This window comes from Streptomyces sp. NPDC017979 (assembly GCF_044328175.1).
Classification (GTDB): domain Bacteria; phylum Actinomycetota; class Actinomycetes; order Streptomycetales; family Streptomycetaceae; genus Streptomyces.
Map to the genome: position 1 here is coordinate 201,589 of NZ_JBIRGU010000003.1, position 23,753 is coordinate 225,341.

The following is a 23,753-nucleotide window of genomic DNA, read 5'->3' on the forward strand; positions in this document are numbered from 1 at the left end:
CTGTCTCCGTGAGTGAGTACCCCGCCGAGCCGAACGGGCCCGAACCCGAGCCGCACGAGCGTGACGCCGTCGACGAGTTCCACGAGATCGTCGACGCCGAGACCGACCGCGACCCCGACCTGGCGGTGATCGAGGCCGGGAGCCGTACGCTGCGCACCCAGGGCGGCCCGCCGCAGGCCGACTCGCTGCCCGCCCGCCCCGCCGACCCCGAGGTCGACGCGGCGCTGCGCGCGGTGGAGGAGGACCTGGCGACCAGGTGGGGCGAGACCAAGCTGGAGCCGTCGGTGCGGCGGATCGCCGCGCTGATGGACGTGTTGGGCGAGCCCCAGCGGGCGTACCCCTCCATCCACATCACCGGGACCAACGGCAAGACGTCCACGGCCCGCATGATCGAGGCCCTGCTCTCCGCGTTCGAGCTGCGCACCGGCCGTTACACCTCGCCGCACGTGCAGTCGATCACCGAGCGCATCAGCCTGGACGGCGCGCCGATCTCCGCCGAGCGCTTCATCTCGACGTACGAGGACGTCAAGCCGTACGTGGAGATGGTGGACGCGGCCGAGGAGTTCCGGCTGTCCTTCTTCGAGGTGCTGACGGGCATGGCGTACGCGGCCTTCGCGGACGCGCCCGTGGACGTCGCCGTCGTCGAGGTCGGCATGGGCGGCGAGTGGGACGCGACGAACGTCATCGACGCGTCCGTCGCCGTGGTCACCCCGATAGACCTGGACCACACCGACCGCCTCGGCGACACCCCCGGCGCGATCGCCACCGAGAAGGCGGGCATCGTCAAGCAGGGCGCGACCGTGATCCTGGCCCAGCAGCCGGTGGACGCGGCGCAGGTGATGTTGAAGAAGGCCGTGGAGGTGGACGCCACGGTGGCCCGCGAGGGCATGGAGTTCGGCGTCGTGACGCGCGAGGTCGCGGTCGGCGGCCAGCTGCTGACGCTGCGCGGGCTCGGCGGCGAGTACCCCGACGTCTTCCTCCCGCTGTACGGCGCCCACCAGGCGCACAACGCCGCGGTGGCGCTGGCGGCCGTGGAGGCGTTCTTCGGCGTCGGCGCGGAGCACGCGCGGGTGCTGGACCTGGACACGATCCGCTCGGCGTTCGCCGCGGTCACCACCCCGGGGCGGCTGGAGGTGGTCCGCCGCAGCCCGACGATCGTGCTGGACGCGGCGCACAACCCGCACGGCGCCCGGGCGACGGCGGAGGCGGTCACCGAGGCGTTCGGCTTCACCCGGCTGATCGGGGTGGTGAGCACCAGCGCCGACAAGGACGTGCGCGGGGTGCTGGAGGCGTTCGAACCGGTCTTCGCGGAGATCGTCGTCACGCAGAACTCGCAGCCCCGCGCGATGGACGCCGACGAACTCGCGGCGATCGCGGTGGAGGTCTTCGGCGACGATCGCGTGGTGGTCGAGCCGCGGCTCGACGGCGCGTTGGAGGCGGCGGTCACCCTCGCGGAGGAGGAGGCCGAGTACGCGGGCGCCGGTGTCCTGGTGACGGGCTCGGTGTTCACCGTCGGCGACGCCCGCCTGCTGTTGAGGAAAGGCTGACAACTGATGCGTACGCTCGCCGCTTCCACCCTGATCGGTGAGTTCTTCATCATCGGCTTCGCCGGTCTGGTGGCGATGAAGGACGACTCCCTGACGATGGGCACCGTCTGGACGGTCTGCGGGGTCGCGATGGTGCTGTCCCTGCTGCTGTGCGGGATGCTCTCCCGGCCTGGTGGCGTCCAGCTCGGCTGGGCGCTCCAGATCGGGCTGATCGTCAGCGGTTTCTTCGTGCCGATGATGTTCTTCCTGGGGGCCTGCTTCGCCGGCCTGTGGTGGGCGTCGATCCACTACGGGCGCAAGATCGACGAGGCGAAGGCCCGCTGGGCGGCGCAGGCGGAGGCGGAGCCCTCGTAGCCGTCGCAGCGCACGGGCGTACGGGACCGGTCCGAGTGCCGCCGTGCGGGTGACGGCCTGTAACCTCACACCACCGCATTCGAATGCCTTGCAAGGAGCCGTACACATGACCCAGCGCACGCTCGTCCTCCTGAAGCCGGACGCGGTCCGCCGCAAGCTGGTCGGCGAGATCGTCGGCCGCATCGAGGCCAAGGCGGGCTGGACCGTCACCGCGCTGGAGTTGCGGCAGCTCGACCGGGAGACCCTGGAGCAGCACTACGCCGAGCACGTGGGCAAGCCGTTCTACGAGCCGCTGGTGGAGTTCATGCTCTCCGGTCCGGTCGTCGCGCTCGTGGTCGACGGCGAGCGGGTCATCGAAGGCGTACGCCGACTGGCGGGCCCCACCGACCCGATCGCCGCGGAGCCCGGCTCCATCCGGGGCGACTTCGGCACCATCGTCCGGGAGAACCTGATTCACGCCTCGGACTCCGAGGAGTCCGCCATTCGAGAGCTGAAGATTTTCTTCCCCGGTCTTTCCTGACCTGCCGTCAGCCAAACAGCGCCAAACGACGTGCGTGACCTGGGGCGACCGATGTAATTCGGTCGCCCTCCGGCATATGCGGACACTTTTCGGGAACGGATCGCTGCGACACGACGTCACCTATACAGAGGCGGTCCACCGCGCCGCTCGGTCTGCGGCGGCACTACGATGGAAGCCGCCACGCCACAAAATCCACCACCGCGCCTTCCTGAAAAGCCGTCATAGCTCCATTCGGGAAGGGCGGACGCATCCTCTTGGGGAAGAACATGTCGTTCATCGGCCGTGATATGGCTGTCGACCTCGGGACCGCCAACACGCTGGTGTACGTCAGGGGCCGGGGGATCGTTCTGAACGAACCGTCCGTGGTCGCCATCAACACCAACACGGGCGGCATTCTCGCCGTCGGCGCCGAGGCGAAGAAGATGATCGGTCGGACGCCGGGCAACATCGTCGCCGTCCGCCCGCTGAAGGACGGCGTCATCGCCGACTTCGAGATCACCGAGCGGATGCTCCGCTACTTCATCCTGAAGATCCACAAGCGGCGGTACCTGGCCCGTCCGCGCGTCGTCGTCTGCGTGCCCTCGGGCATCACCGGCGTCGAGCGCCGCGCCGTCATCGAGGCGTCCACGCAGGCCGGCGCCCGCCAGGTGCACATCATCGAAGAGCCCATGGCCGCGGCCATCGGCTCCGGCCTCCCGGTCCACGAGGCCACCGGCAACATGGTCGTGGACATCGGCGGCGGCACCACCGAAGTCGCCGTGATCTCCCTCGGCGGAATCGTCACGGCACAGTCCATCCGGGTCGCGGGCGACGAGTTGGACAACGCGATCATCCAGCACATCAAGAAGGAGTACTCGCTCCTCCTCGGCGAGCGGACCGCGGAATCCATCAAGCTCACCATCGGCTCCGCCTACGACCTCGAACAGGACGAGCACACCGAAATCCGCGGCCGCGACCTGGTCTCCGGACTGCCGAAGACCGTCGTCATCTCCGCCGCCGAAGTCCGCAAGGCGATCGAAGAGCCGGTCAACGCCATCGTCGACGCCGTGAAGACCACCCTCGACAAGTGCCCGCCGGAGCTGTCCGGCGACGTCATGGACCGGGGCATCGTGCTGACCGGCGGCGGCGCGCTGCTGCGCGGCCTGGACGAGCGGCTGCGCCGGGAGACCGGCATGCCGATCCACATCGCCGAAGACCCGCTGGACTCCGTGGCCCTGGGCTCCGGCAAGTGCGTCGAGGAGTTCGAGGCGCTCCAGCAGGTCCTGGACGCCCAGCCCCGCCGATAGCGTCCCCGCGCCGGACCCGTTCCGGCGCGGGTGCCCGCCGACGCGGGCACCGGACGATCCCCCGTACGGCTGCCTGCCGACCCGTACGGCCGATCGTCGACACACACAACTGAGATTCCGAGATTCCTACGAGGAAGGCACGGCCGCCGCACGTGAGGGACACACGAGAGAGCCGGCTGCTCTTGGTGCTGCTGATCGCCATCGCGTTCGCACTGATCACGGTGGACATCCGCGGCGGCGAGGACTCACCGGTCGACGGCGCCCGGCAGGCCGCCGCCACCGTCTTCGGGCCGATCCAGAACGGCGTCGCCACCGCCGTCGACCCGGTCGGCAACGCCATCGGAGCGGTGCGCGACTCGGGCGAGCGCCACGACCGCATCAGCGTGCTGGAGCGGGAGAACGCGGAGCTGAAGGCGCGGCTCGGCAGCGACGACCGCAACCGCAGCCGGGCGCGCGAGCTGGACAAGATGCTCAAGACCGCCGGCGCCGGACAGTACGGCGTCAAGGGAGCCCAGGTCATCGCCATAGGAGCGGCCCAGGGCTTCTCCTGGACCGTCACCATCGACATCGGCTCGCGCGACGGCATCAAGCGGGACATGACCGTGCTCAACGGCGACGGGCTGGTCGGCCGGGTCACCACCGTCGGCCCGAGCACCTCCACCGTGCTGCTCGCCAACGACCCGGACTTCACCGTCGGCACCCGCATGGAGAAGACCGACGAACTCGGCTTCGCCACCGGCCAGGGCGACCGGCCGCTCTCCGTCCAGCTCCTCAACGGGAAGTCCAAGGTGAAGCAGGGCGACCGGCTGGTCACCTTCGGCTCGCAGGCGTCCCGGCCGTTCGTCGCGGGCGTGCCGATCGGCGAGGTGGTCCGCGTCGACCCCGCCCGCGGCGACCTGACCCGCACCATCTACGTACGCCCGTACGTCGGCTTCAGCCGGCTCGACATCGTCGGCGTCGTCGTCGAGGCGCCCAGGACCGACCCGCGCGACGCCGTGCTGCCGCCCAAGCCGAAGCCCGTGCCCACGCCCACGGTGACCGTCACCGTCACCCCGTCCGCGCCCGCGGGCGAGCAGGCCCAGGGCGACAGCCAGGAGCTGGACCCGGGCGCGGCCCCGGACCCGGGCGTGACCCCCGACCCGAACCAGCCCGCTGACCCGCCGCCGAACCAACCGCCGAACCAGGGCGTCGCCACCCCCGCCGCCCCCGGCGGCCGGACCGACGAGCAGCAGTAGGAGCTGATCCGTACATGCGTCCCAACCGGATCCTTCTCTCCACGGCCCTGGTCGTGGTCGCGCTCGTGATCCAGGTCTCCGTCCTCGCCCGGCTCCAGCTCCCGGGCGCCGTGCCCGACCTGGTGCTGCTCACCGTCCTCGGACTGGCCTTCGTCTACGGGCACCTGGCCGGCGCCTTCATCGGCTTCGGCGCCGGGCTGCTGGCCGACCTGGCGCCGCCCGCCGACCACGCGCTCGGCCGGTACGCCCTGGTGCTCTGCGTCATCGGCTACCTCGCCGGTCTCGCCCGCCCGCAGGACGGCAAGCTGCGCTCCGCGACCGGTCCGATGGCCGTGGTGGTCGCCGCCGCCATCGGCTCCACGCTGCTGTACGCGGGCGTGGGCGCCCTCGTCGGCGACACCGCCGCCCGCCACGTGGGCCTGGTCGGCCTGCTGTTCACCGCGGCGGTCTACGACCTGCTGCTGGCGCCGTTCACGGTGCCGCTGATCATGGCCCTCGCCCGCCGGACGGACCACGATCCGCTCGCCGATTCCCAGAGCGGCGGCGACGTGGCATCCGGCTGGCTCGCCTCCGGCACCGGTCTGCGGATCGGCAGCCAGCGCAGCGGGCTGCGGGTGAAGACGGCGCGGACCAGGGCGAACCGCGCCGGCCGCATCAAGGGCGTCAAGCGACTGTGAGCGAGGGAGGGGAACGAGCAGCATGAGCAACATCCCGGAGACCGGGCGGACCCCCCGGGTCCAGATCCGGCTCGTCATCATCCAGATCCTGGTCTTCTCCCTCCTGCTCACCCTCGGCGGGCGGCTGTGGTACCTCCAGATCCGCAACGGCCAGGAGTACACCGACGAGGCGAAGAACAACGGCGTCCAGCGCGTCGTCCAACCCGCCGTGCGCGGCTCCATCCTGGACGCCCGCGGGGTGGCCCTCGCCGACAACGAGACCCGGCTCGTGGTCTCCGCGTCGCGCACCGAGCTGATGAAGATGCCCGACGACGGCAAGGCCGTCCTGACCCGGCTCGCCGAAGTCCTCGGCATGCAGCCGAAGGAGGTCATGGACAAGGTCCGGCTGTGCGACGCGAAGACGCCCAAGCCCTGCTGGAACGGCTCGCCCTACCAGCCGATCCCGGTCACCGACGAGGCCACCACGCAGCAGGCGCTACAGATCCGCGAGCGCGCCGAGGACTTCGTCGGCATCACCGCCGAGCCCACCGCCGTACGCCGCTACACCGCCCCCGGCAAGGCCAACACCGCCCAGGTGCTCGGTTACCTCTCGCCCGTCACGGACGGCGAGATCGAGAAGGCCAAGGACTCCGAATCGCCCTACCTCCGCTCCGACCAGGTCGGCCGCTCCGGCCTTGAGCGCACCTACGACAAGGCGCTGCGCGGCAAGGCCGGGGTGACCCGCTACGAGGTCGACAACCTCGGCCGGGTCATCGGCGAGTCCGACCGCGACGAGGCGCAGGCCGGCTCCAACCTGGTCACCTCCATCGACGCACGGGTGCAGGCGGTCGCCGAGTACGAACTCCACGAGGCGATGAAGGCGGCCCGCAAGGAGTTCGACCGCAACACCCAGCGCACCTACAAGGCCGACGCGGGCGCGGTCGTCGTCATGGAGAACAAGACCGGTCGGGTCGTCGCCATGGCCTCGCAGCCCACGTACGACCCCAACGCCTGGGTCGGCGGCATCTCGGGCAAGGACTACGCGGCGCTCACCAGCAACGAGTCCAACTATCCGCTGCTCAACCGGGCGATCCAGGGCCAGGCGGCCCCCGGCTCCATCTTCAAGGTGGTCTCGTCGGCCGCCGCGGTGCGCGCGGGCTACAAGTTCGACGGCACCTACCCGTGCCCGTCGTCCCTGAGCTTCGGCGGCCGCGAGTTCAAGAACTTCGAGTCCAAGGGGTACGGCTCCATCAGCCTGGGCCGTGCGCTGGAGGTCTCCTGCGACACCGTCTACTACGGCCTCGCGTACAACGAGTGGCAGAAGGACGGCGGCATCAAGCCGAAGAAGGACAGCAAGGACTGGTTCTACCGGACCGCGCACGACTTCGGCCTCGGCAAGGAGACCGGGATCGACCTGCCCAACGAGGTCAAGGGCCGGGTCCCGGACCGCGAGTGGAAGCAGAAGTTCTGGGAGGCCAACAAGGAGTCCTGGTGCAAGACGGGGAAGAAGGGCGGGGACTACGCCGAGCAGGTCGCGTACGAGAACTGCCTCGAAGGCAACCAGATGCGCGCCGGTGACTCCGTCAACTACTCCATCGGCCAGGGCGACATCCTCGTCACGCCGATACAGATGGCGACGATCTACAGCGCCATCGCCAACGGCGGCACCCTCTACGACCCCACCATCGGCAAGGCGGTCATCAGCCCCGACGGCAAGTCCGTGCAGGAGATCAAGCCCAAGTCGCACGGCAAGCTGCCGATGGACCGCAAGACCAGGAACCAGATAAACAAGGCCCTCGCGGGAGTCGTGACCACCGGTTCGGCCGCCTGGCGGTTCAACGGCTGGCCGCACGACAAGATCCCGATGCACGCCAAGACGGGCACCGCCGAGGTCTTCGGCAAGCAGACGACCTCCTGGTTCTCCACGTACACCGACGACTTCACGATCGTGATGACGATCTCCCAGGGCGGCACCGGCTCCGGCGCTTCGGGACCGGCCGTCCGCAACATCTACGAGGCGATGTACGGCCTCAACGAGAAGGGCGAGCAGGACCTGAAGCGGGCGCTGCTGCCCAAGCCGCAGACGTCGCTGCCCAAGGTCGAGCCCGACGGCACCATCGAGGCGCCGGAGGTCAAGCCGTACGAGCCGCCGAAGCCGGAGGGGGAGACCGGCGAGCCGCTGGGCGACCCGCAGGACCCGAACCAACAGCAGGACCAGCAGGACCCGAACCAGAACCAGCAGCAGGACCAGCAGCAGGACCGGGACACCGATCAGCTCGCGGGACCGCCCGCTCGGAGGGACTAAGAGGCATGGCCGGCACCAATGGCTTCTCCGTCTCCGGCTACGGCCCCAAGCGCGGCGGCCTGTGGGTCCAGCTCAGCTCCCGGGACTCGATGGTCCGGCGACTGGACTGGCCGCTGCTCTTCTCCGCGCTCGCGCTCTCGGCCATCGGCTCCCTGCTGGTCTGGTCCGCGACCCGCAACCGCACCGAACTGAACCAGGGCGACCCGTACTACTTCCTCTTCCGCCACCTGCTCAACACCGGCATCGGGGTCGCCCTGATGGTCGGCACGATCTGGCTCGGCCACCGCACCCTGCGCGGCGCCGTGCCGGTGCTGTACGGGATCTCCGTACTGCTGATCATGCTGGTGCTGACCCCGGTCGGCGCCACCATCAACGGCGCGCACGCCTGGATCGTGATCGGCGGCGGCTTCACCATCCAGCCGTCCGAGTTCGTCAAGATCACCATCATCCTGGGGATGGCGATGCTGCTCGCGGCGCGGGTGGACGCCGGCGACACCCTCCACCCCGACCACCGCACCGTCGCCAAGTCGCTGGTGCTCGCGGCCGTGCCGATGGCCATCGTGATGATGATGCCGGACCTCGGCTCCGTGATGGTCATGGTGGTGATCGTGCTCGGCGTGCTGTTGGCCTCCGGCGCCCCCAACCGCTGGATCCTCGGTCTGATCGGCAGCGGGGTCGTCGGCGCGGTCCTCGTCGCCGCGCTCGGCCTGCTCGACGAGTACCAGATCAACCGATTCGCGGCCTTCGCCAACCCGGCGCTCGACCCCGCCGGCGTCGGCTACAACACCAACCAGGCGCGCATCGCGATCGGCTCCGGCGGGCTGACCGGCACCGGCCTCTTCAAGGGCTCCCAGACCACCGGCCAGTTCGTTCCCGAGCAGCAGACCGACTTCGTCTTCACCGTCGCCGGCGAGGAGCTGGGCTTCCTCGGCGCCGCGCTGATACTGCTCCTGCTCGGCGTCGTGCTCTGGCGCGCCTGCCGCATCGCCCGGGAGACCACCGAGCTGTACGGCACGATCGTCGCGGCCGGCATCATCGCCTGGTTCGCCTTCCAGTCCTTCGAGAACATCGGCATGACGCTCGGCATCATGCCGGTCGCCGGGCTGCCGCTGCCCTTCGTGTCGTACGGCGGCTCCTCGATGTTCGCCGTCTGGGTGGCGATCGGACTCCTCCAGTCGATCAGGGTCCAGCGGCCCATGAGCGCGTAGTGCCCGCGGCCGGCCCCGCCCGGGGTCGGCCGACGGAGTGACACCGGGCTCGTCGTCGCACTGCCGCGCCGGATCGTCCCGAACTAGATTCGATACATGGCGGACACCAAGCGCGAGATCGAGCGGAAGTACGAAGCCACCCCCGAGACCCGGCTGCCGGACCTGACCCGGGTGGGCGGGGTCTCGACCGTCCACGACGACGGCGTCCAGGAACTCGACGCCGTCTACTACGACACCACCGACCTGCGGCTCGCCGCCGCGTCCATCACCCTGCGCCGGCGCACCGGCGGCGACGACGCCGGCTGGCACCTCAAGCTGCCGGTGGCGCCCGGAGTGCGGGACGAGATCCGGGCGCCGCTGTCGCCGAACCTGCCGCGCGCCCTGAAGGCGCTGGTGCGGGCCCGCACCCGGGACGCCGAGCTGGTGCCCGTCGTACGACTGCGCTCCGCGCGGCGGGTGACGCGGCTGCTGGCCGAGGACGGCACCCCACTGGCCGAGCTGAGCCGGGACGCCGTACGGGCCGAGCGCCTGGACGACGGCCGCACGGCCGCCTGGGACGAGATCGAGGTCGAACTGGCCGACGACGCGGACCCCGCCCTGCTCGCCAAGGTCGACAAGAAGTTCCGCAAGGCCGGCATCCCGGCCGCCGCCGCACCGTCGAAGCTCGCCCGCGCGCTCGCCGAGACCGGGCTGAGCGCGCCGCCGGACGCCACCGCCCCCGTCGACGTGCCCGACCACGCGGCGAGCGGCGACGCCGGCGACCACATCCTGGACTACCTGCGGGAGCAGGTCGCGGCCCTCCTCGCGTACGACCCGGGGGTACGGCGCGACCTCCCCGACGCGGTCCACCAGATGCGGGTCGCCACCCGCCGTCTGCGCAGCGCGTTCCGCACGTACCGCAAGGTCCTGGACCGGACCGTCACCGATCCCGTGGGCGAGGAGCTGAAGTGGCTCGCCGGCGAGCTGGGCGTGGCCCGGGACACCGAGGTGCTCGCCGAACGGCTGCGCGCCCGGATCGACGCCCTGCCCAGGACCCTGCTGCTCGGGCCGGTGCGCGGACGGCTGCGCAGATGGACGTCGGCCCGCGGCTCCGGCTCGCGCCGCCGCGCCGTCGCCGCCCTCGACAACAAGCGCTACCTCGCCCTGCTGGGCTCCCTGGACGCCCTGCTCGCCGACCGCCGCGGCTGAAGCGGGCCGCCGGCGCCCCCGACGTCGTCCTGCCCCGCGCGGTGATCAAGGACTACGAGCGGTTGGCGGGCCGCGTCGAACACGCGCTGGCGCTGCCCGCGGGCCACGAGCGGGACCTCGCCATGCACGACGCCCGCAAGGCGGCCAAGCGCGCCCGCTACGCCGGCGAGGCGGCCACCGCAGCGCTCGGCCGGCCCGCCCGCCGCTTCGCCAAGCGGATGAAGGCCGTGCAGTCCGTGCTGGGCGACCACCAGGACAGCGTGGTGGCCCGCGACACCCTGCGCGACATCGGCGTCCAGGCGCACGCCGCGGGGGAGTCGGCGTTCACCTGGGGCCTGCTGTACGGGCAGGAGCAGCGGGCCGCCGCCGACCGGGAGCGGGAGTTGCCGCAGGTGTGGGCCGAGGCCGCGGACGAGAAGCTGCGGGCGGCCCTGGTGAGCTAGTTGCCCCGCGTGGACCCGCCCCGTCCCGGGCGGGTCCGGTGCGGCTGAAGGGCCGTCCGCAGTCGGTTAGGCTGGATGGTCACCCCTGCCAGCTCACGAAAGCTCTGAGATCCCTGAGATGTCTGCTGCCGAGTCGGTCTTCCCACAGCTCGAAGCTCTGCTCCCGCATGTGCAGAAGCCGATCCAGTACGTCGGCGGAGAGCTGAACTCCACCGTCAAGCCGTGGGAGTCGTGCGACGTCCGCTGGGCGCTGATGTACCCGGACGCGTACGAGGTCGGACTGCCCAACCAGGGCGTCATGATCCTCTACGAGGTACTGAACGAGCGCGAGGGCGTGCTCGCGGAGCGCACGTACAGCGTGTGGCCGGACATGGAGGAGCTCATGCGCGAGCACGGCGTCCCCCAGTTCACCGTGGACTCCCACCGCCCCGTCGGCGCCTTCGACGTCTTCGGCCTGAGCTTCTCCACCGAGCTGGGCTACACCAACATGCTCACCGCGCTGGACCTCGCCGGCGTCCCGCTGGAGGCCAAGGACCGCGGAGTGGAGCACCCGATCGTGCTCGCGGGCGGCCACGCCGCCTTCAACCCCGAGCCGATCGCCGACTTCATCGACTGCGCCGTCATCGGCGACGGCGAGCAGGCGGTCCTGGACATCACCGAGATCGTCCGCGCCTGGAAGGCGGAGGGCCGGCCCGGCGGCCGCGAGGAGGTGCTGCTGCGCCTGGCGAAGACCGGCGGGGTGTACGTGCCGCGCTTCTACGACGTCGAGTACCTGCCCGACGGGCGCATCGGCCGCGTGGTGCCCAACCGCTCCGGCGTGCCGTGGCGGGTGTCCAAGCACACCGTCATGGACCTGGACGAGTGGCCCTACCCGAAGCAGCCGCTGGTCCCGCTCGCCGAGACCGTGCACGAGCGGATGTCGGTGGAGATCTTCCGCGGCTGCACCCGCGGCTGCCGCTTCTGCCAGGCCGGCATGATCACCCGCCCGGTGCGGGAGCGCAGCATCACCGGCATCGGCGAGATGGTCGACAAGGGCCTGAAGGCGACCGGCTTCGAGGAGGTCGGCCTGCTGTCGCTGTCCAGCGCCGACCACTCCGAGATCGGGGAGGTCGCCAAGGGCCTCGCCGACCGGTACACCGAGGACAAGATCGGGCTGTCCCTGCCGTCCACCCGCGTCGACGCCTTCAACGTCGACCTGGCGAACGAACTCACCCGCAACGGCCGCCGCTCCGGCCTCACCTTCGCGCCCGAAGGCGGCTCCGAGCGGATGCGCAAGGTCATCAACAAGATGGTCTCGGAGGAGGACCTGATCCGCACGGTCGCCACCGCCTACGGCAACGGCTGGCGCCAGGTGAAGCTGTACTTCATGTGCGGTCTGCCCACCGAGACCGACGAGGACGTGCTCCAGATCGGCGACATGGCGGTCAACGTCATCGCCAAGGGCCGTGAGGTCTCCGGCTCCAACGACATCCGCTGCACGGTCTCCATCGGCGGCTTCGTGCCCAAGCCGCACACTCCCTTCCAGTGGGCGCCGCAGCTCTCCGCCGAGGCCACCGACGCCCGGCTGGAGAAGCTGCGCGACAAGATCCGCGGCGACAAGAAGTACGGCCGCTCCATCGGCTTCCGCTACCACGACGGCAAGCCCGGCATCGTCGAGGGCCTGCTCTCGCGGGGCGACCGCCGCGTCGGCGCCGTCATCCGCGCCGTCTACGAGGACGGCGGCCGCTTCGACGGCTGGCGCGAGCACTTCTCGTACGACCGCTGGATGGCGTGCGCGGACAAGGCGCTGCCGGAGTTCGGCGTGGACCTGGACTGGTACACCACCCGCGAGCGCACCTACGAGGAGGTCCTGCCCTGGGACCACCTGGACTCCGGTCTCGACAAGGACTGGCTCTGGGAGGACTGGCAGGACGCGCTCGACGAGACCGAGGTCGAGGACTGCCGGTGGACTCCGTGCTTCGACTGCGGCGTCTGCCCGCAGATGGGCACGGAGATCCAGATCGGCCCCACGGGCAAGAAGCTGCTCCCGCTGACCGTGGTCAAGTAGCCCCTCGCCGCGCCCGGCGCCCCGGCGCCCGGGCGGGCGCGGTTGTTTCGGCAGGGCGCGGTTCCGCCGTGGGTCGCTCAGTGATCGCGGCGTCCGCGCCCCGGCGAAGCAACCGCGTCGGAACCGGGGGAACCGCCGGTGGTTGCTGCGCGTACTCTGGGTAGGAGAACGACTGTCGCCCGAGCGGCGGCCGGGCCCGAGGTCTCCCCGCGCAGGCGGGTGTGAGCCGGGCCGGCCCCTCGGCGCGGCGCCCGCATTCCGAGGGCGGCGCCCACCCGCGCCCGCCCCGCACCGAGGAGAAGAACCACTGGGCAAGCGACAGCCCGAAGGCCCGCCGCCCGCACCCGCGGTCCAGCGCATCCGCCTGCGCTACACCAAGCGCGGTCGCCTCCGGTTCACCAGTCATCGCGACTTCCAGCGCGCCTTCGAGCGCGCGCTGCGCCGGGCCGAGGTGCCCATGGCGTATTCCGCGGGCTTCACCCCGCACCCGAAGGTCTCGTACGCCAATGCCGCACCCACCGGTACGGGCAGCGAGGCCGAGTACCTGGAGATCGCCCTCGTCGACCACCGCGACCCCGACACCCTGCGCGAGCTGCTGAACGGCTCGCTGCCGGACGGGCTGGACGTCGTCGACGCCGTCGAAGTGCGCACCTCCGGGTTCGCCGACCGGCTCACCGCCTCCGAGTGGGAGATGCGGCTCGACGGGGTCCCCGTCGAGGACGCGGAGAAGGCCGTCGCGGCCTTCCTCGCGGCCGACGCCGTCGAGGTCGAGCGGCGCACCAAGAACGGCATGCGCGCCTTCGACGCCCGCGGCCCCGTCGCGGGGCTCGAAGCGCACGCTCCGCTGCCTGATAGGCCGACGCAGGGGCCCTGTGCGATACTGCGGCTGGTGGTACGGCACGTGACACCTGCCGTACGACCCGACGACGTCCTGTCCGGTCTCCGCGCTGTGGCCGACCTGGCGCCGCCGGTCCCCGCAGCGGTGACCAGGCTGGCGCAGGGGCTCTTCGACGAGGAGTCCGGCACGGTGACCGACCCGCTCGCGCTCGACCGCGAGGCAGCTCCGACCGCTTGACCCAAGGCCGTCGGGGCCGCCGCCCCCAGGCTGACGCCGGGGGGACTTCGCGACGGCGCCCGAAGGTCCCGCCGCTCAGGCAGTCGTCGCAGCGCGGCCCTCGTACTCGGAAGCCACCTGGGTCGGGCCGTGGCACCACACAACAGACTTTCGCCAGGCCGTGCGCACCAGGTGTACGGAACCGGCGAGCCAGACACAACAGCTCCCGTGCGGCGGCCCCGCCCCGGACGGCAACACCGCGCACCGCGCGGACGAAGGCCGGACCGCGAGCGCGTCCGCCCGGGAGCGTGACGGGAGAACCGCCCGCATGCACGAGTCGAACGAACCCGGCACCGCCGGGGACAACAACGCCAACGAATCCCACACCCCGAGCGACACGCTGCCGCCGCGCCGTCGGCGTGCCGCGTCCCGCCCGGCGGGGCCGCCGGTCGCTGCGTCCGGCGAGACCGCTTCGCCGGCCGAGGCGGCCGAGGCCGCTGAGGCGCCGGCGCCGCGGACCCGTCGTCGCGCCACCCGCAAGACGACGGCCGCCGAGCCCGTCGCCGCCGAGGCGACGGCAGCGGAGAGCGCCCCGGTGGCGGAGGCCGCCGAGGAAGCCGCTCCCGCGCCGCGCACCCGTCGTCGGGCGACGCGCGCCGCTGCGGCTCCGGAGCCGGTGGCCGCCGAGGTCGCCGAGGCTGCGGAAGAGGTACCGGCGCCGCGTGCGCGTCGTCGTGCCACGCGTTCCGCGAGCGCCCCGGAGGCCGCCGAGACGACCGTGACGGCCGAGGCCGTCGAAGCCGCTGACGAGGCTGCCGCGCCGCGCAAGCGTCGCCGCGCGACCCGGGCCGCTGCGGCTCCGGAGCCGGTGGTTGCCGAGGTCGCCGAGGCTGCGGAGGAGGCGCCGGCGCCGCGTGCGCGTCGTCGTGCCACGCGTTCCGCGAGCGCCCCGGAGGCCGTCGAGAGCGTCGAGACCGCTGCGGCTGCTGAGACTGCCGAGGCCGCTGAGGCGCCGGCGCCGCGGACCCGTCGTCGCGCCACCCGCAAGACGACGGCCGCCGAGCCCGTCGCCGCCGAGGCCGGCGGCAACGACAACAACAACGCCGGCGCGCGGGGCGAGAGCCTGCCGCAGAACTCCGTCGCCGTGATCACCGCCCACGAGGAGCAGGTGGCCGCCGCCGAGCAGGCCGCCTCCCGCGGCCGTACGCGCCGCCGCGTCGTGGCGCCCCAGTTCACCGCCGAGGCGGCCGGCGAGCGCGCGAAGGCCGCCGAACCGGCTGCCGCCGCGGCCCCCGAGGCCGAGGTCGTCGAGAAGCCGTCGCGCCGCAGGCCGCGCCCCTCCGTCGCCGTCTTCCAGGCTCCCGTCTTCGCGGAGCCGATGTTCCAGACCCCCGAGACGGCCGCCGCTGCCGCCGCCGCGGCCCACTCCGTCAACGAAGAGGCCGAAGAGGTCGAGGAAGAGCCGGAGGAGACCGAGACGGTCGTCGCCGAGGTCGCTCCCGAGCCCGCCGGCCGCCGGCGCCGCCGCCGTCGCGGCGAGTCCGTCGAGCGCGTCGAGACGGAAGCGCCCGCTGAGGAGGCCGAGCCGGCCGCCGAAGCGATCGCGGAGGAGACTCGCTCCGTCGAGTCTGCCGAGTCCGTCGAAGCAGACGACGAGTCCGTCGAGGACGACGCCGAGGAGCACGGCGAGTACGAGGACCGTCCCTCGCGCCGTCGCCGTCGCGGCGGTCGCCGCCGGCGCCGTGGCGAGGCCGTCGACGACCTCGCCGACGGCCCCGCGGGCGAGGCCGGCGAAGAGGGCGACGAGCACGCCGACGAAGAGGCCGACGACGCCGATGAGGAGGGCCTGACGTCCGGCGGCTCCTCCAGCAGCCGCCGTCGCCGGCGCCGTCGCCGCCGCAGCGGCGAGCCCCTCGAAGAGGCCGCGGCCACCGGCGACCCCGAGCGCACGGTCGTCAAGGTCCGCGAGCCGCGCCCGGCGCGCACCCGCGAGGAGCCCTCGGACGAGGTGCAGTCCATCAAGGGGTCCACGCGTCTGGAGGCGAAGAAGCAGCGCCGTCGCGAGGGCCGCGAGCAGGGCCGCCGCCGCGTCCCGATCATCACCGAGGCCGAGTTCCTGGCGCGCCGCGAGGCCGTCGAGCGCGTGATGGTCGTCCGGCAGAGCGGCGAGCGCACGCAGATCGGCGTCCTGGAGGACGACGTCCTCGTCGAGCACTACGTCAACAAGGAGCAGTCGACCTCGTACGTCGGCAACGTCTACCTGGGCAAGGTGCAGAACGTCCTGCCGTCGATGGAGGCCGCGTTCGTCGACATCGGCAAGGGCCGCAACGCCGTGCTGTACGCGGGCGAGGTCAACTTCGAGGCGCTGGGCATGGCCCACGGCCCCCGCCGCATCGAGGCCGCGCTCAAGTCCGGCCAGTCCGTCCTCGTCCAGGTCACCAAGGACCCGATCGGCCACAAGGGCGCCCGGCTCACCAGCCAGGTGTCCCTGCCCGGCCGCTACCTGGTGTACGTGCCCGAGGGCTCGATGACCGGCATCAGCCGCAAGCTGCCCGACACCGAGCGCGCCCGGCTGAAGGCCATCCTCAAGAAGATCGTCCCCGAGGACGCGGGCGTCATCGTGCGCACCGCGGCGGAGGGCGCCAGCGAGGACGAGCTGCGCCGCGACGTGGAGCGGCTCCAGTCGCAGTGGGAGGACATCCAGAAGAAGGCGAAGAGCGGCGGCGCCCCCACGCTGCTGTACGGCGAGCCGGACATGACCGTCCGCGTGGTGCGCGACATCTTCAACGAGGACTTCTCGAAGGTCATCGTCAGCGGTGACGAGGCGTGGGAGACCGTCCACGGCTACGTGTCGCACGTCGCGCCGGACCTCGCGGACCGGCTCCAGCGGTGGACGAGCGAGGTCGACGTCTTCGCCACGTACCGCATCGACGAGCAGTTGATGAAGGCGCTGGACCGCAAGGTCTGGCTGCCCAGCGGCGGTTCGCTGGTGATCGACAAGACCGAGGCGATGGTCGTGGTCGACGTCAACACCGGCAAGTTCACCGGCCAGGGCGGCAACCTGGAGGAGACCGTCACCAGGAACAACCTGGAGGCGGCCGAGGAGATCGTGCGCCAGCTGCGGCTGCGCGACCTCGGCGGCATCGTCGTCGTCGACTTCATCGACATGGTCCTGGAGTCCAACCGGGACCTGGTCATGCGCCGGCTGCTGGAGTGCCTGGGCCGGGACCGCACCAAGCACCAGGTGGCCGAGGTCACCTCGCTGGGCCTGGTCCAGATGACCCGCAAGCGGGTCGGCCAGGGGCTGCTGGAGTCGTTCTCCGAGACCTGTGTGCACTGCAACGGCCGCGGTGTGATCGTCCACATGGAGCAGCCGACCTCGGTCGGCGGCGGCGGTGGCGGCGGCAAGCGCGCCAAGAAGCGGGGGCGCGGCGCGGATGCGCACGCTCCCGAGGCACACGGGGCGCACGAGCACGAGCCCAGCCGCGAGGAGCAGGCCGAGACTGCGGCGGAGGTGGCCGCCGAAGTGGCCGAGCCCGTCGCGCTCGCCGAGCCCGCGTTCGTCCCCGACGAGGAGCTGTACAGCAGCGCCGCCGAGGCTGAAGCCGCGGCCCGGCGTGGCCGTGGTCGCCGTCGGGTGACGCGTCGGGTGTCCGCGCCCGGCGGAGCGCCGCAGGCCGTCGAGCCGAAGCCGGCGGTGGCGCAGGAGCGGGCCGCCGAGCCCGAGCCCGAGGCCGCCCCGGTCGCGGAGGCCGTGGAGGAGGCGCCCGCGCCGCGGACCCGTCGTCGCGCCACGCGCAAGGCGACGGCTCCGGCCGGCTCGCCGCAGCCGACCGACGAGCCGGTGGCCGAGGCCGCCGCGCAGGTCGAGCAGCCGGCGGCCGTCGAGCCTGCGGTGGTCGAACCGGCCGAAGCCCCCGCGCCGCGGACCCGTCGTCGCGCCACCCGCAAGGCGACGGCTCCGGCCGGCTCGCCGGTCGCGGAGACCGCGGAGACCGAAGTGATCATCGCGGCGAAGCCCGAGCCGACGGCCGAAGCGCCGGCCGCCGAGGCACCGGCTCCCGAGCCGGCCGCGGAAGCCGCTGCGCCCCGTCCGCGCCGTCGGGTGGTCCGCAAGGTCACCGCACCCGCGGGCGCCCCGGCCGGTGCCGAGGACGCCGCGGTCGTCGTGGTCGCGTCGACCCCGGCCGACGCCGAGGCGGAAGCCGCTCAGGCACCGGCCAAGAAGGCGGCCCGCAAGACCGCCAAGAAGGCCACCGCGAAGAAGGCCGCCACCAAGAAGACGGCGGCCAAGAAGAGCGCGGCGAAGAAGACGACGGCCAAGAAGGCCGCCACGAAGAAGACGGCGAAGACCGCGAAGGCGGCGGCCGCGGAGCAGTAGGCCCCGCCCGGTGACGGCGGCCGAGAAGGGCCGCCGGACCCGGTTCCGACACACCGGCGTGTCCCGTCCCACACTGGGGGACGGGACACGCTGGTTTGACACCCAATTGATGCGCGACGGGCCGCTCAACCCCCGAATTGGGCTAGGAAATCCCTGATAATGTGACGGGCGGTCGCTACCGGGAAAGGACCAACCCGGACACTACGGTGGGTGACCGACCCGGTTCGCCCGAACAGGGCCCGGTCCTCGATCCTCGGTAGGGCGTCGGCTTGTGCCGGACGGGGTGTGCGCGGCCTCGCGAGACGTCCGCATCCCCCCAGACCTCCTGCCACAGACAGCTCTTGGTGTTCTAGGAGGACGACCATGACGAGCAGCAGCAACAGGCAGCCCATCCCCGCTGCCCGCCCGGTCATCGGCGAGGAGGAGATCGAGGCCGCGGTGCGCGTACTGCGCAGCGGCCTGGTCGTGCAGGGCCCCGAGGTGGCCGCCTTCGAGGAGGGCTTCTCGGAGCTGGTCGACGGCCGGCACTGCGTCGCAGTGAACTCCGGCACCTCCGCGCTCCACCTGCTCCTGCTGGCGCTGGAGATCGGCCCCGGCGACGAGGTGATCGTCCCCTCGTTCTCCTTCGCCGCGAGCGCCAACGCGATCCGACTCGTCGGCGCCGACGCCGTATTCGTCGACGTCGAGCCCGACTCCTACTGTCTGGACCCGGCCGCCGTCGAAGCCGCGATCACCCCGCGCACCGCCGCGATCATGCCGGTCCACCTCTACGGCCACCCCGCCGCGATGGACCGCATCACCGCCATCGCCGCCAAGCACAAGCTGGCCGTCGTCGAGGACGCCTGCCAGGCCCACGCCGCGGCCCTCAACGGCACCCCGGTCGGAGCCTTCGGCGCCGGCGGCACCTTCAGCTTCTACCCGACGAAGAACATGCACTCCCTCGAAGGCGGCATGATCTCCACCGGGGACGCCGAACTCGCCCGCACCCTGCGGTTGCTGCGCAACCAGGGCATGGAGAAGCGTTACGCCAACGAGATCGTCGGCTGCAACATGCGGATGACCGACGTCGCCGCCGCCGTCGGCCGCGTCCAACTCGGCAAGCTGCACGGCTGGACCGAGCAGCGCATCGCCAACGCCGCGTACCTCAGCGAGCACATCACCGCGCCGAACGTGACCACTCCGGTCGTCGCCGAGGGCGCCCGGCACATCTACCACCAGTACACGATCCGGGTGGCCGGGGGAGCCGAGGCCCGCGACGCCGCCATGGCGAAGCTCAGCGAAGCCGGCATCGGCAACGCCGTCTACTACCCCACCCCGATCCACCGGTTGAAGCCGTTCTGGGAGCCCGACCAGAAGGCCGGCCGCACCTGGGACCTGCCCGAGACCGAGCGCGCCGCCGCCGAAGTCGTCTCGATCCCGGTACACCCGTCGCTCTCCGGGGAAGACCTGGAGCGGATCGTCGTCGCCGTGAACGAGCTTGGAGAGAATCTGTGACCACCGTCCAGGGCGCCCCACGACTGCGGGCCGGGCTGATCGGCCTCGGCTCCATGGGCCGCCACCACGCCCGCGTCCTCGCGGGCCTCGACGGCGTGTCCTTCGTGGGCGTCGTCGACCCCATGGGGGACAAGAACGGCTGGGCGCAGGGCGCGCCCGTGCTGTCCGAGGTCGAGCAGCTCATCGACCTGGGCATCGACTACGCGGTGGTGGCCTGCCCCACCGCCCTGCACGAGCAGGTCGGGCTGAAGCTGGCCGAGGCCGGCGTCGGAGCGCTCGTCGAGAAGCCGGTCGCGGACACCGTCGAGGGCGCGCGCCGCCTCGTCGAGGCGTTCGAGTCCCGCGGCCTGGTCGCGGGCGTCGGCCACATCGAGCGGTGCAACCCCGCGCTGCGCTCGCTGCGCCAGCGCCTGGAGGCCGGCGAACTGGGCGACGTCTACCAGGTCGTCACCCGCCGGCAGGGCCCGTTCCCGCATCGGATCGCCGACGTCGGCGTGGTCAAGGACCTCGCCACCCACGACATCGACCTCACCGGGTGGGTCACCGGTCAGACGTACACCTCCATCTCCGCGCGCACCGTCTCCAAGTCGGGACGTCCGCACGAGGACATGGTCTCCGCGGTCGGCCAGCTCTCCGACGGCACCATGGTCAACCACCTGGTGAACTGGCTGTCCCCGCTGAAGGAGCGCTTCACCTCGGTCACCGGTGAGAAGGGCTGCTTCATCGCCGACACCCTCACCGCCGACCTCACCTTCCACTCCAACGCGGCCCAGGCCACCGAGTGGGAGGCGCTCCAGGCGTTCCGCGGCGTCGCCGAGGGCGACATGATCCGCTACGCCATCCCCAAGCGCGAGCCGCTGCTGGTGGAGCACGAGCTCTTCCGCGACGCCGTGCTGGGCACCGGAAACGACATCTGCACGCTGCGGCAGGGCCTCCGGACGGTCGAAGTGGCCGCTGCGGTCCTCGAATCCGCCGCGACCGGGACCACGATCGACCTCGCTGACCAGGAGCACTAGGGACATGCCGACCGACGGCACGCAGCACCACGCCACCCAACGGCGTGCACGGGAGGCGTCCGGTGGGTAGCAAGAAGCCCCAGACCGGCGGGCCCGACGTCAGCGTCGTCATCGCCGTCTACAACACGATGCCGTACCTGACCGACTGCCTGAACTCCCTGATCAAGCAGTCAATAGGGAAGGGCCGTCTGGAGATCGTGGCGGTGAACGACGGCTCGACCGACGACAGCGGACGCGAGCTCGACCGGTTCGCCCGGGAGCACCCAGGCACGGTCAAGGTCATCCACCAGGAGAACTCCGGCGGCCCGGCAGCCCCCAGCAACCGCGCGCTGGAGGTCGTGACCGGCCGGTACGTCTACTTCATGGGCTCCGACGACCACTTGGGCAAGGAAGCCCTGGAGCGCATGGTCGACTACGGCGACCGGCACGGCTCGGACGTCGTCGTCGGCAAGATGGTGGGCACCAACGGCCGCTACGTCCACCAGGCGCTGTACAAGAAGAACGACCCGGACGTCAGCCTGTACGAGTCGGCGCTGCCGTTCACCCTGGCCAACACCAAGCTGTTCCGCCGCGAGTTGGTCGACCGGCACAAGCTGCGCTTCCCGGAGGACATGCCGGTCGGCTCCGACCAGCCCTTCACCATCGAAGCGCTGGTCCGCGCCAAGAAGATCTCGGTGCTCGCCGACTACACCTGCTACTACGCGGTCAAGCGCGGCGACGCCTCCAACATCACCTACCGCGCCAACCACCTGGCCCGACTGCGCTGCGCCGCCGACATCATGCGGCACGCGGCCGGGTTGGTCGAAGCCGGTCCGCGGCGTGACGCGCTCTTCAAGCGCCACTTCACCTGGGAGCTGGCCAAGCTCGTCCAGGAGGACTTCCCGGCGCTGGAGCCGGAGACGCGGCGCGACGTCTGCGCCGGCATCGCCGCCCTCGCGGACCTGTACTTCACGGACGCCCTGCGCGACTCCGTGGACGTCAAGCGGCGGGTGCGGATCGGCCTCGCCCAGCGGGGCGCCATCGACGAACTCGTCGCGGCGATCACCGGCGGTCCGGTGGACTTCCTCGTCGAGGACGGCCGCGTCTACGCCCGCTACCCCGGTTTCCGCGACGCGCACCTCGACCTGCCCGACCGGCTGTTCGAGGTGCTCGACGGCGAGGGGCTGCCCACGCTGCTCGCCGACGGCACCTCGCTCGTCGAAGCCGAGTGGGACCAGACCGGCGAGCACGGCGAGGAGATGGCCGTCGTCGTGGCCGTCCGCACCCCGTTCGTCGGCGACCTCGGCTCCGTGACGCTCGCACTCGCCCCGAAGGAGCTGCCGAAGGGCGCCCAGAAGGTCGGCGCCCGACGCCTGCCGCAGGGCACGACGCCCCCCGCGGCCGAGGGCGAGCAGGTCCGCGAGCCGGCCCCCGACGGCGTGGGAACGGTGCTGCGCGCCCGCTTCCCGCTGCCCGCCCGGCGCGCCGCTCAGGGCGTGCGCGCCTATGTGACCATGGTGGGCGGTACGTACGAGATCGCCGTACGGATCCAGGACCGGCCGTTGCCGCTGGCACGTCGCTGGCGGGAGAAGGTCCCCTTCCGGGTCTCCGCCACCGGCGACCGCAAGGGCCGGCTCGTGATCACCACGGCTCCCCTGTGGACGCCGTCGCCCGGCGCGCGCAAGCGACTGCGCCACCAGCTGTCCCGTGTGAAGAGGAAACTGACTCGATGAATATCTGTGTAGTCGCTCTCGGCAAGATCGGCCTTCCGCTCGCCGTGCAGTTCGCCACCAAGGGCCACAAGGTCATCGGTGCGGACGTCAACGAGAAGGTCGTCGAGCTGGTCAACGCCGGCACCGAGCCCTTCCCGGGCGAGCACGACCTCGACGTCAAGCTGAAGCAGACCGTCGATGCCGGACTGCTGAGCGCCACCACCGACACCGCGGCCGCGGTCGCCCAGTCGGACGCCGTCGTGGTCGTCGTCCCGCTCTTCGTGGACGCCGAGGGCACCCCCGACTTCGGCTGGATGGACTCCGCCACCCGCGCCATCGCCAAGGGCCTGAAGCCGGGCACCCTCGTCTCGTACGAGACGACCCTGCCGGTCGGCACCACCCGCACCCGCTGGGCCCCGATGCTCCAGGAGGGCTCGGGCCTCACCCCCGGCGAGGACTTCCACCTGGTCTTCTCCCCGGAGCGGGTCCTCACCGGCCGGGTCTTCGCCGACCTGCGCCGCTACCCGAAGCTGGTCGGCGGCATCGACGAGGCGTCCGCCCGCCACGGCGTCGAGTTCTACGAGAAGGTGCTCGACTTCGACGTCCGCGACGACCTGCCGCGGCCCAACGGCGTGTGGGACCTCGGCACCGCGGAGGCGTCCGAGCTGGCGAAGCTCGCTGAGACCACCTACCGCGACGTCAACATCGGCCTGGCGAACCAGTTCGCCCGGTTCGCCGACAAGAACGGCATCGACGTCAAGAAGGTCATCGAAGCCTGCAACTCGCAGCCGTACAGCCACATCCACCAGCCCGGCATCGCCGTCGGCGGCCACTGCATCCCGATCTACCCGCGGATGTACCTGTGGAACGACCCGGAGGCGACCGTGGTGCGCTCGGCCCGCGAGGCCAACGCCGCGATGCCGGAGTACGCCGTCGACCTGCTGGCCGCGGCGTACGGCGACCTGACGGGCGTGAACGTGCTGGTCCTCGGCGCTGCGTACCGCGGCGGCGTCAAGGAGACCGCGTTCTCCGGCGTCTTCGGCACCGTCGAGTCCCTGAAGGCGCGCGGCGCCGTGCCGTACGTCTCCGACCCGATGTACACGGCGGAGGAACTGGCCGCGCACGGCCTGACCCCGCACCAGGGCGAGAAGGTCACCGCGGCGGTCCTCCAGGCCGACCACGCGGAGTACCGCGAGCTGGCCGCGTCCGACCTCCCGGACGTCACGGTCCTGGTCGACGGCCGCCGCACGACGGACCCGGCGAACTGGGAGGGCGTCCGCCGCGTCGTCATCGGCGGCTGACCCCACGAAGGCCCCGGCCGCGCCAGC

The 23,753-nt window shown here is 71.7% G+C and carries 15 protein-coding genes and 1 pseudogene; all 16 read left to right on the forward strand.

The annotated features are described in order from the left end of the window. Positions 1–8 precede the first annotated feature (8 nt). Entirely contained in the window at positions 9–1,547 is a 1,539-nt protein-coding gene (locus ACH4E8_RS10485; protein WP_398446421.1) for a bifunctional folylpolyglutamate synthase/dihydrofolate synthase, read from the forward strand. A 6-nt stretch (positions 1,548–1,553) separates the two neighbouring features. Next, on the forward strand, positions 1,554–1,901 hold the full coding sequence (locus ACH4E8_RS10490) for a DUF4233 domain-containing protein (protein ID WP_398446423.1): 348 nt from the start codon (positions 1,554–1,556) through the stop codon (positions 1,899–1,901). Between the two features lie 106 nt (positions 1,902–2,007). After that, entirely contained in the window at positions 2,008–2,421 is a 414-nt protein-coding gene (ndk, locus tag ACH4E8_RS10495) for a nucleoside-diphosphate kinase (protein ID WP_361970345.1), read from the forward strand. A 266-nt stretch (positions 2,422–2,687) separates the two neighbouring features. After that, positions 2,688–3,707: a rod shape-determining protein gene (locus ACH4E8_RS10500; protein WP_361532234.1), complete on the forward strand. Its 1,020-nt coding sequence runs from the start codon at positions 2,688–2,690 to the stop codon at positions 3,705–3,707. A gap of 152 nt (positions 3,708–3,859) precedes the next feature. Further along, entirely contained in the window at positions 3,860–4,942 is a 1,083-nt protein-coding gene (gene mreC / locus ACH4E8_RS10505) for a rod shape-determining protein MreC (RefSeq protein ID WP_398446426.1), read from the forward strand. 14 nt (positions 4,943–4,956) lie between these two features. Next, the gene (gene mreD / locus ACH4E8_RS10510; RefSeq protein WP_398446428.1) at positions 4,957–5,619 is read left to right on the forward strand and encodes a rod shape-determining protein MreD; all 663 of its coding nucleotides are present in this window, start codon (positions 4,957–4,959) and stop codon (positions 5,617–5,619) included. A 22-nt stretch (positions 5,620–5,641) separates the two neighbouring features. After that, a complete protein-coding gene (gene mrdA / locus ACH4E8_RS10515; protein WP_398446430.1) occupies positions 5,642–7,903 on the forward strand; it encodes a penicillin-binding protein 2 in 2,262 nt (753 codons plus the stop codon). A gap of 5 nt (positions 7,904–7,908) precedes the next feature. Beyond that, positions 7,909–9,111: a rod shape-determining protein RodA gene (gene rodA, locus ACH4E8_RS10520; RefSeq protein ID WP_398446432.1), complete on the forward strand. Its 1,203-nt coding sequence runs from the start codon at positions 7,909–7,911 to the stop codon at positions 9,109–9,111. A gap of 96 nt (positions 9,112–9,207) precedes the next feature. Next, a pseudogene (locus ACH4E8_RS10525) lies at positions 9,208–10,742 on the forward strand (CHAD domain-containing protein). Between the two features lie 118 nt (positions 10,743–10,860). Further along, complete coding sequence (locus ACH4E8_RS10530) at positions 10,861–12,789, forward strand: TIGR03960 family B12-binding radical SAM protein (protein WP_398446434.1); 1,929 nt, start codon at positions 10,861–10,863, stop codon at positions 12,787–12,789. 307 nt (positions 12,790–13,096) lie between these two features. After that, positions 13,097–13,864, forward strand: a complete 768-nt coding sequence (locus ACH4E8_RS10535) for a TIGR03936 family radical SAM-associated protein (protein ID WP_398447271.1) — start codon at positions 13,097–13,099, stop codon at positions 13,862–13,864. Between the two features lie 307 nt (positions 13,865–14,171). Beyond that, positions 14,172–18,224 (forward strand): ribonuclease E/G, encoded by a 4,053-nt coding sequence (locus ACH4E8_RS10540; RefSeq protein ID WP_398446436.1) that lies wholly within the window; start codon positions 14,172–14,174, stop codon positions 18,222–18,224. Positions 18,225–18,587: 363 nt separating this feature from the next. After that, entirely contained in the window at positions 18,588–19,718 is a 1,131-nt protein-coding gene (locus tag ACH4E8_RS10545) for a DegT/DnrJ/EryC1/StrS family aminotransferase (protein ID WP_398446438.1), read from the forward strand. Further along, positions 19,715–20,734, forward strand: a complete 1,020-nt coding sequence (locus ACH4E8_RS10550; protein WP_398446440.1) for a Gfo/Idh/MocA family protein — start codon at positions 19,715–19,717, stop codon at positions 20,732–20,734. The genes ACH4E8_RS10545 and ACH4E8_RS10550 overlap by 4 nt, the downstream gene beginning before the upstream one ends. Positions 20,735–20,796: 62 nt before the next feature. Beyond that, positions 20,797–22,446 carry a glycosyltransferase family 2 protein gene (locus ACH4E8_RS10555; protein WP_398446442.1) on the forward strand — a complete coding sequence of 550 codons (1,650 nt, stop codon included), beginning with the start codon at positions 20,797–20,799 and terminating at the stop codon, positions 22,444–22,446. Next, the gene (locus ACH4E8_RS10560) at positions 22,443–23,726 is read left to right on the forward strand and encodes a nucleotide sugar dehydrogenase (RefSeq protein WP_361532201.1); all 1,284 of its coding nucleotides are present in this window, start codon (positions 22,443–22,445) and stop codon (positions 23,724–23,726) included. Before ACH4E8_RS10555 ends, ACH4E8_RS10560 begins: the two co-directional genes overlap by 4 nt. The last annotated feature ends 27 nt before the right edge of the window (positions 23,727–23,753 follow it).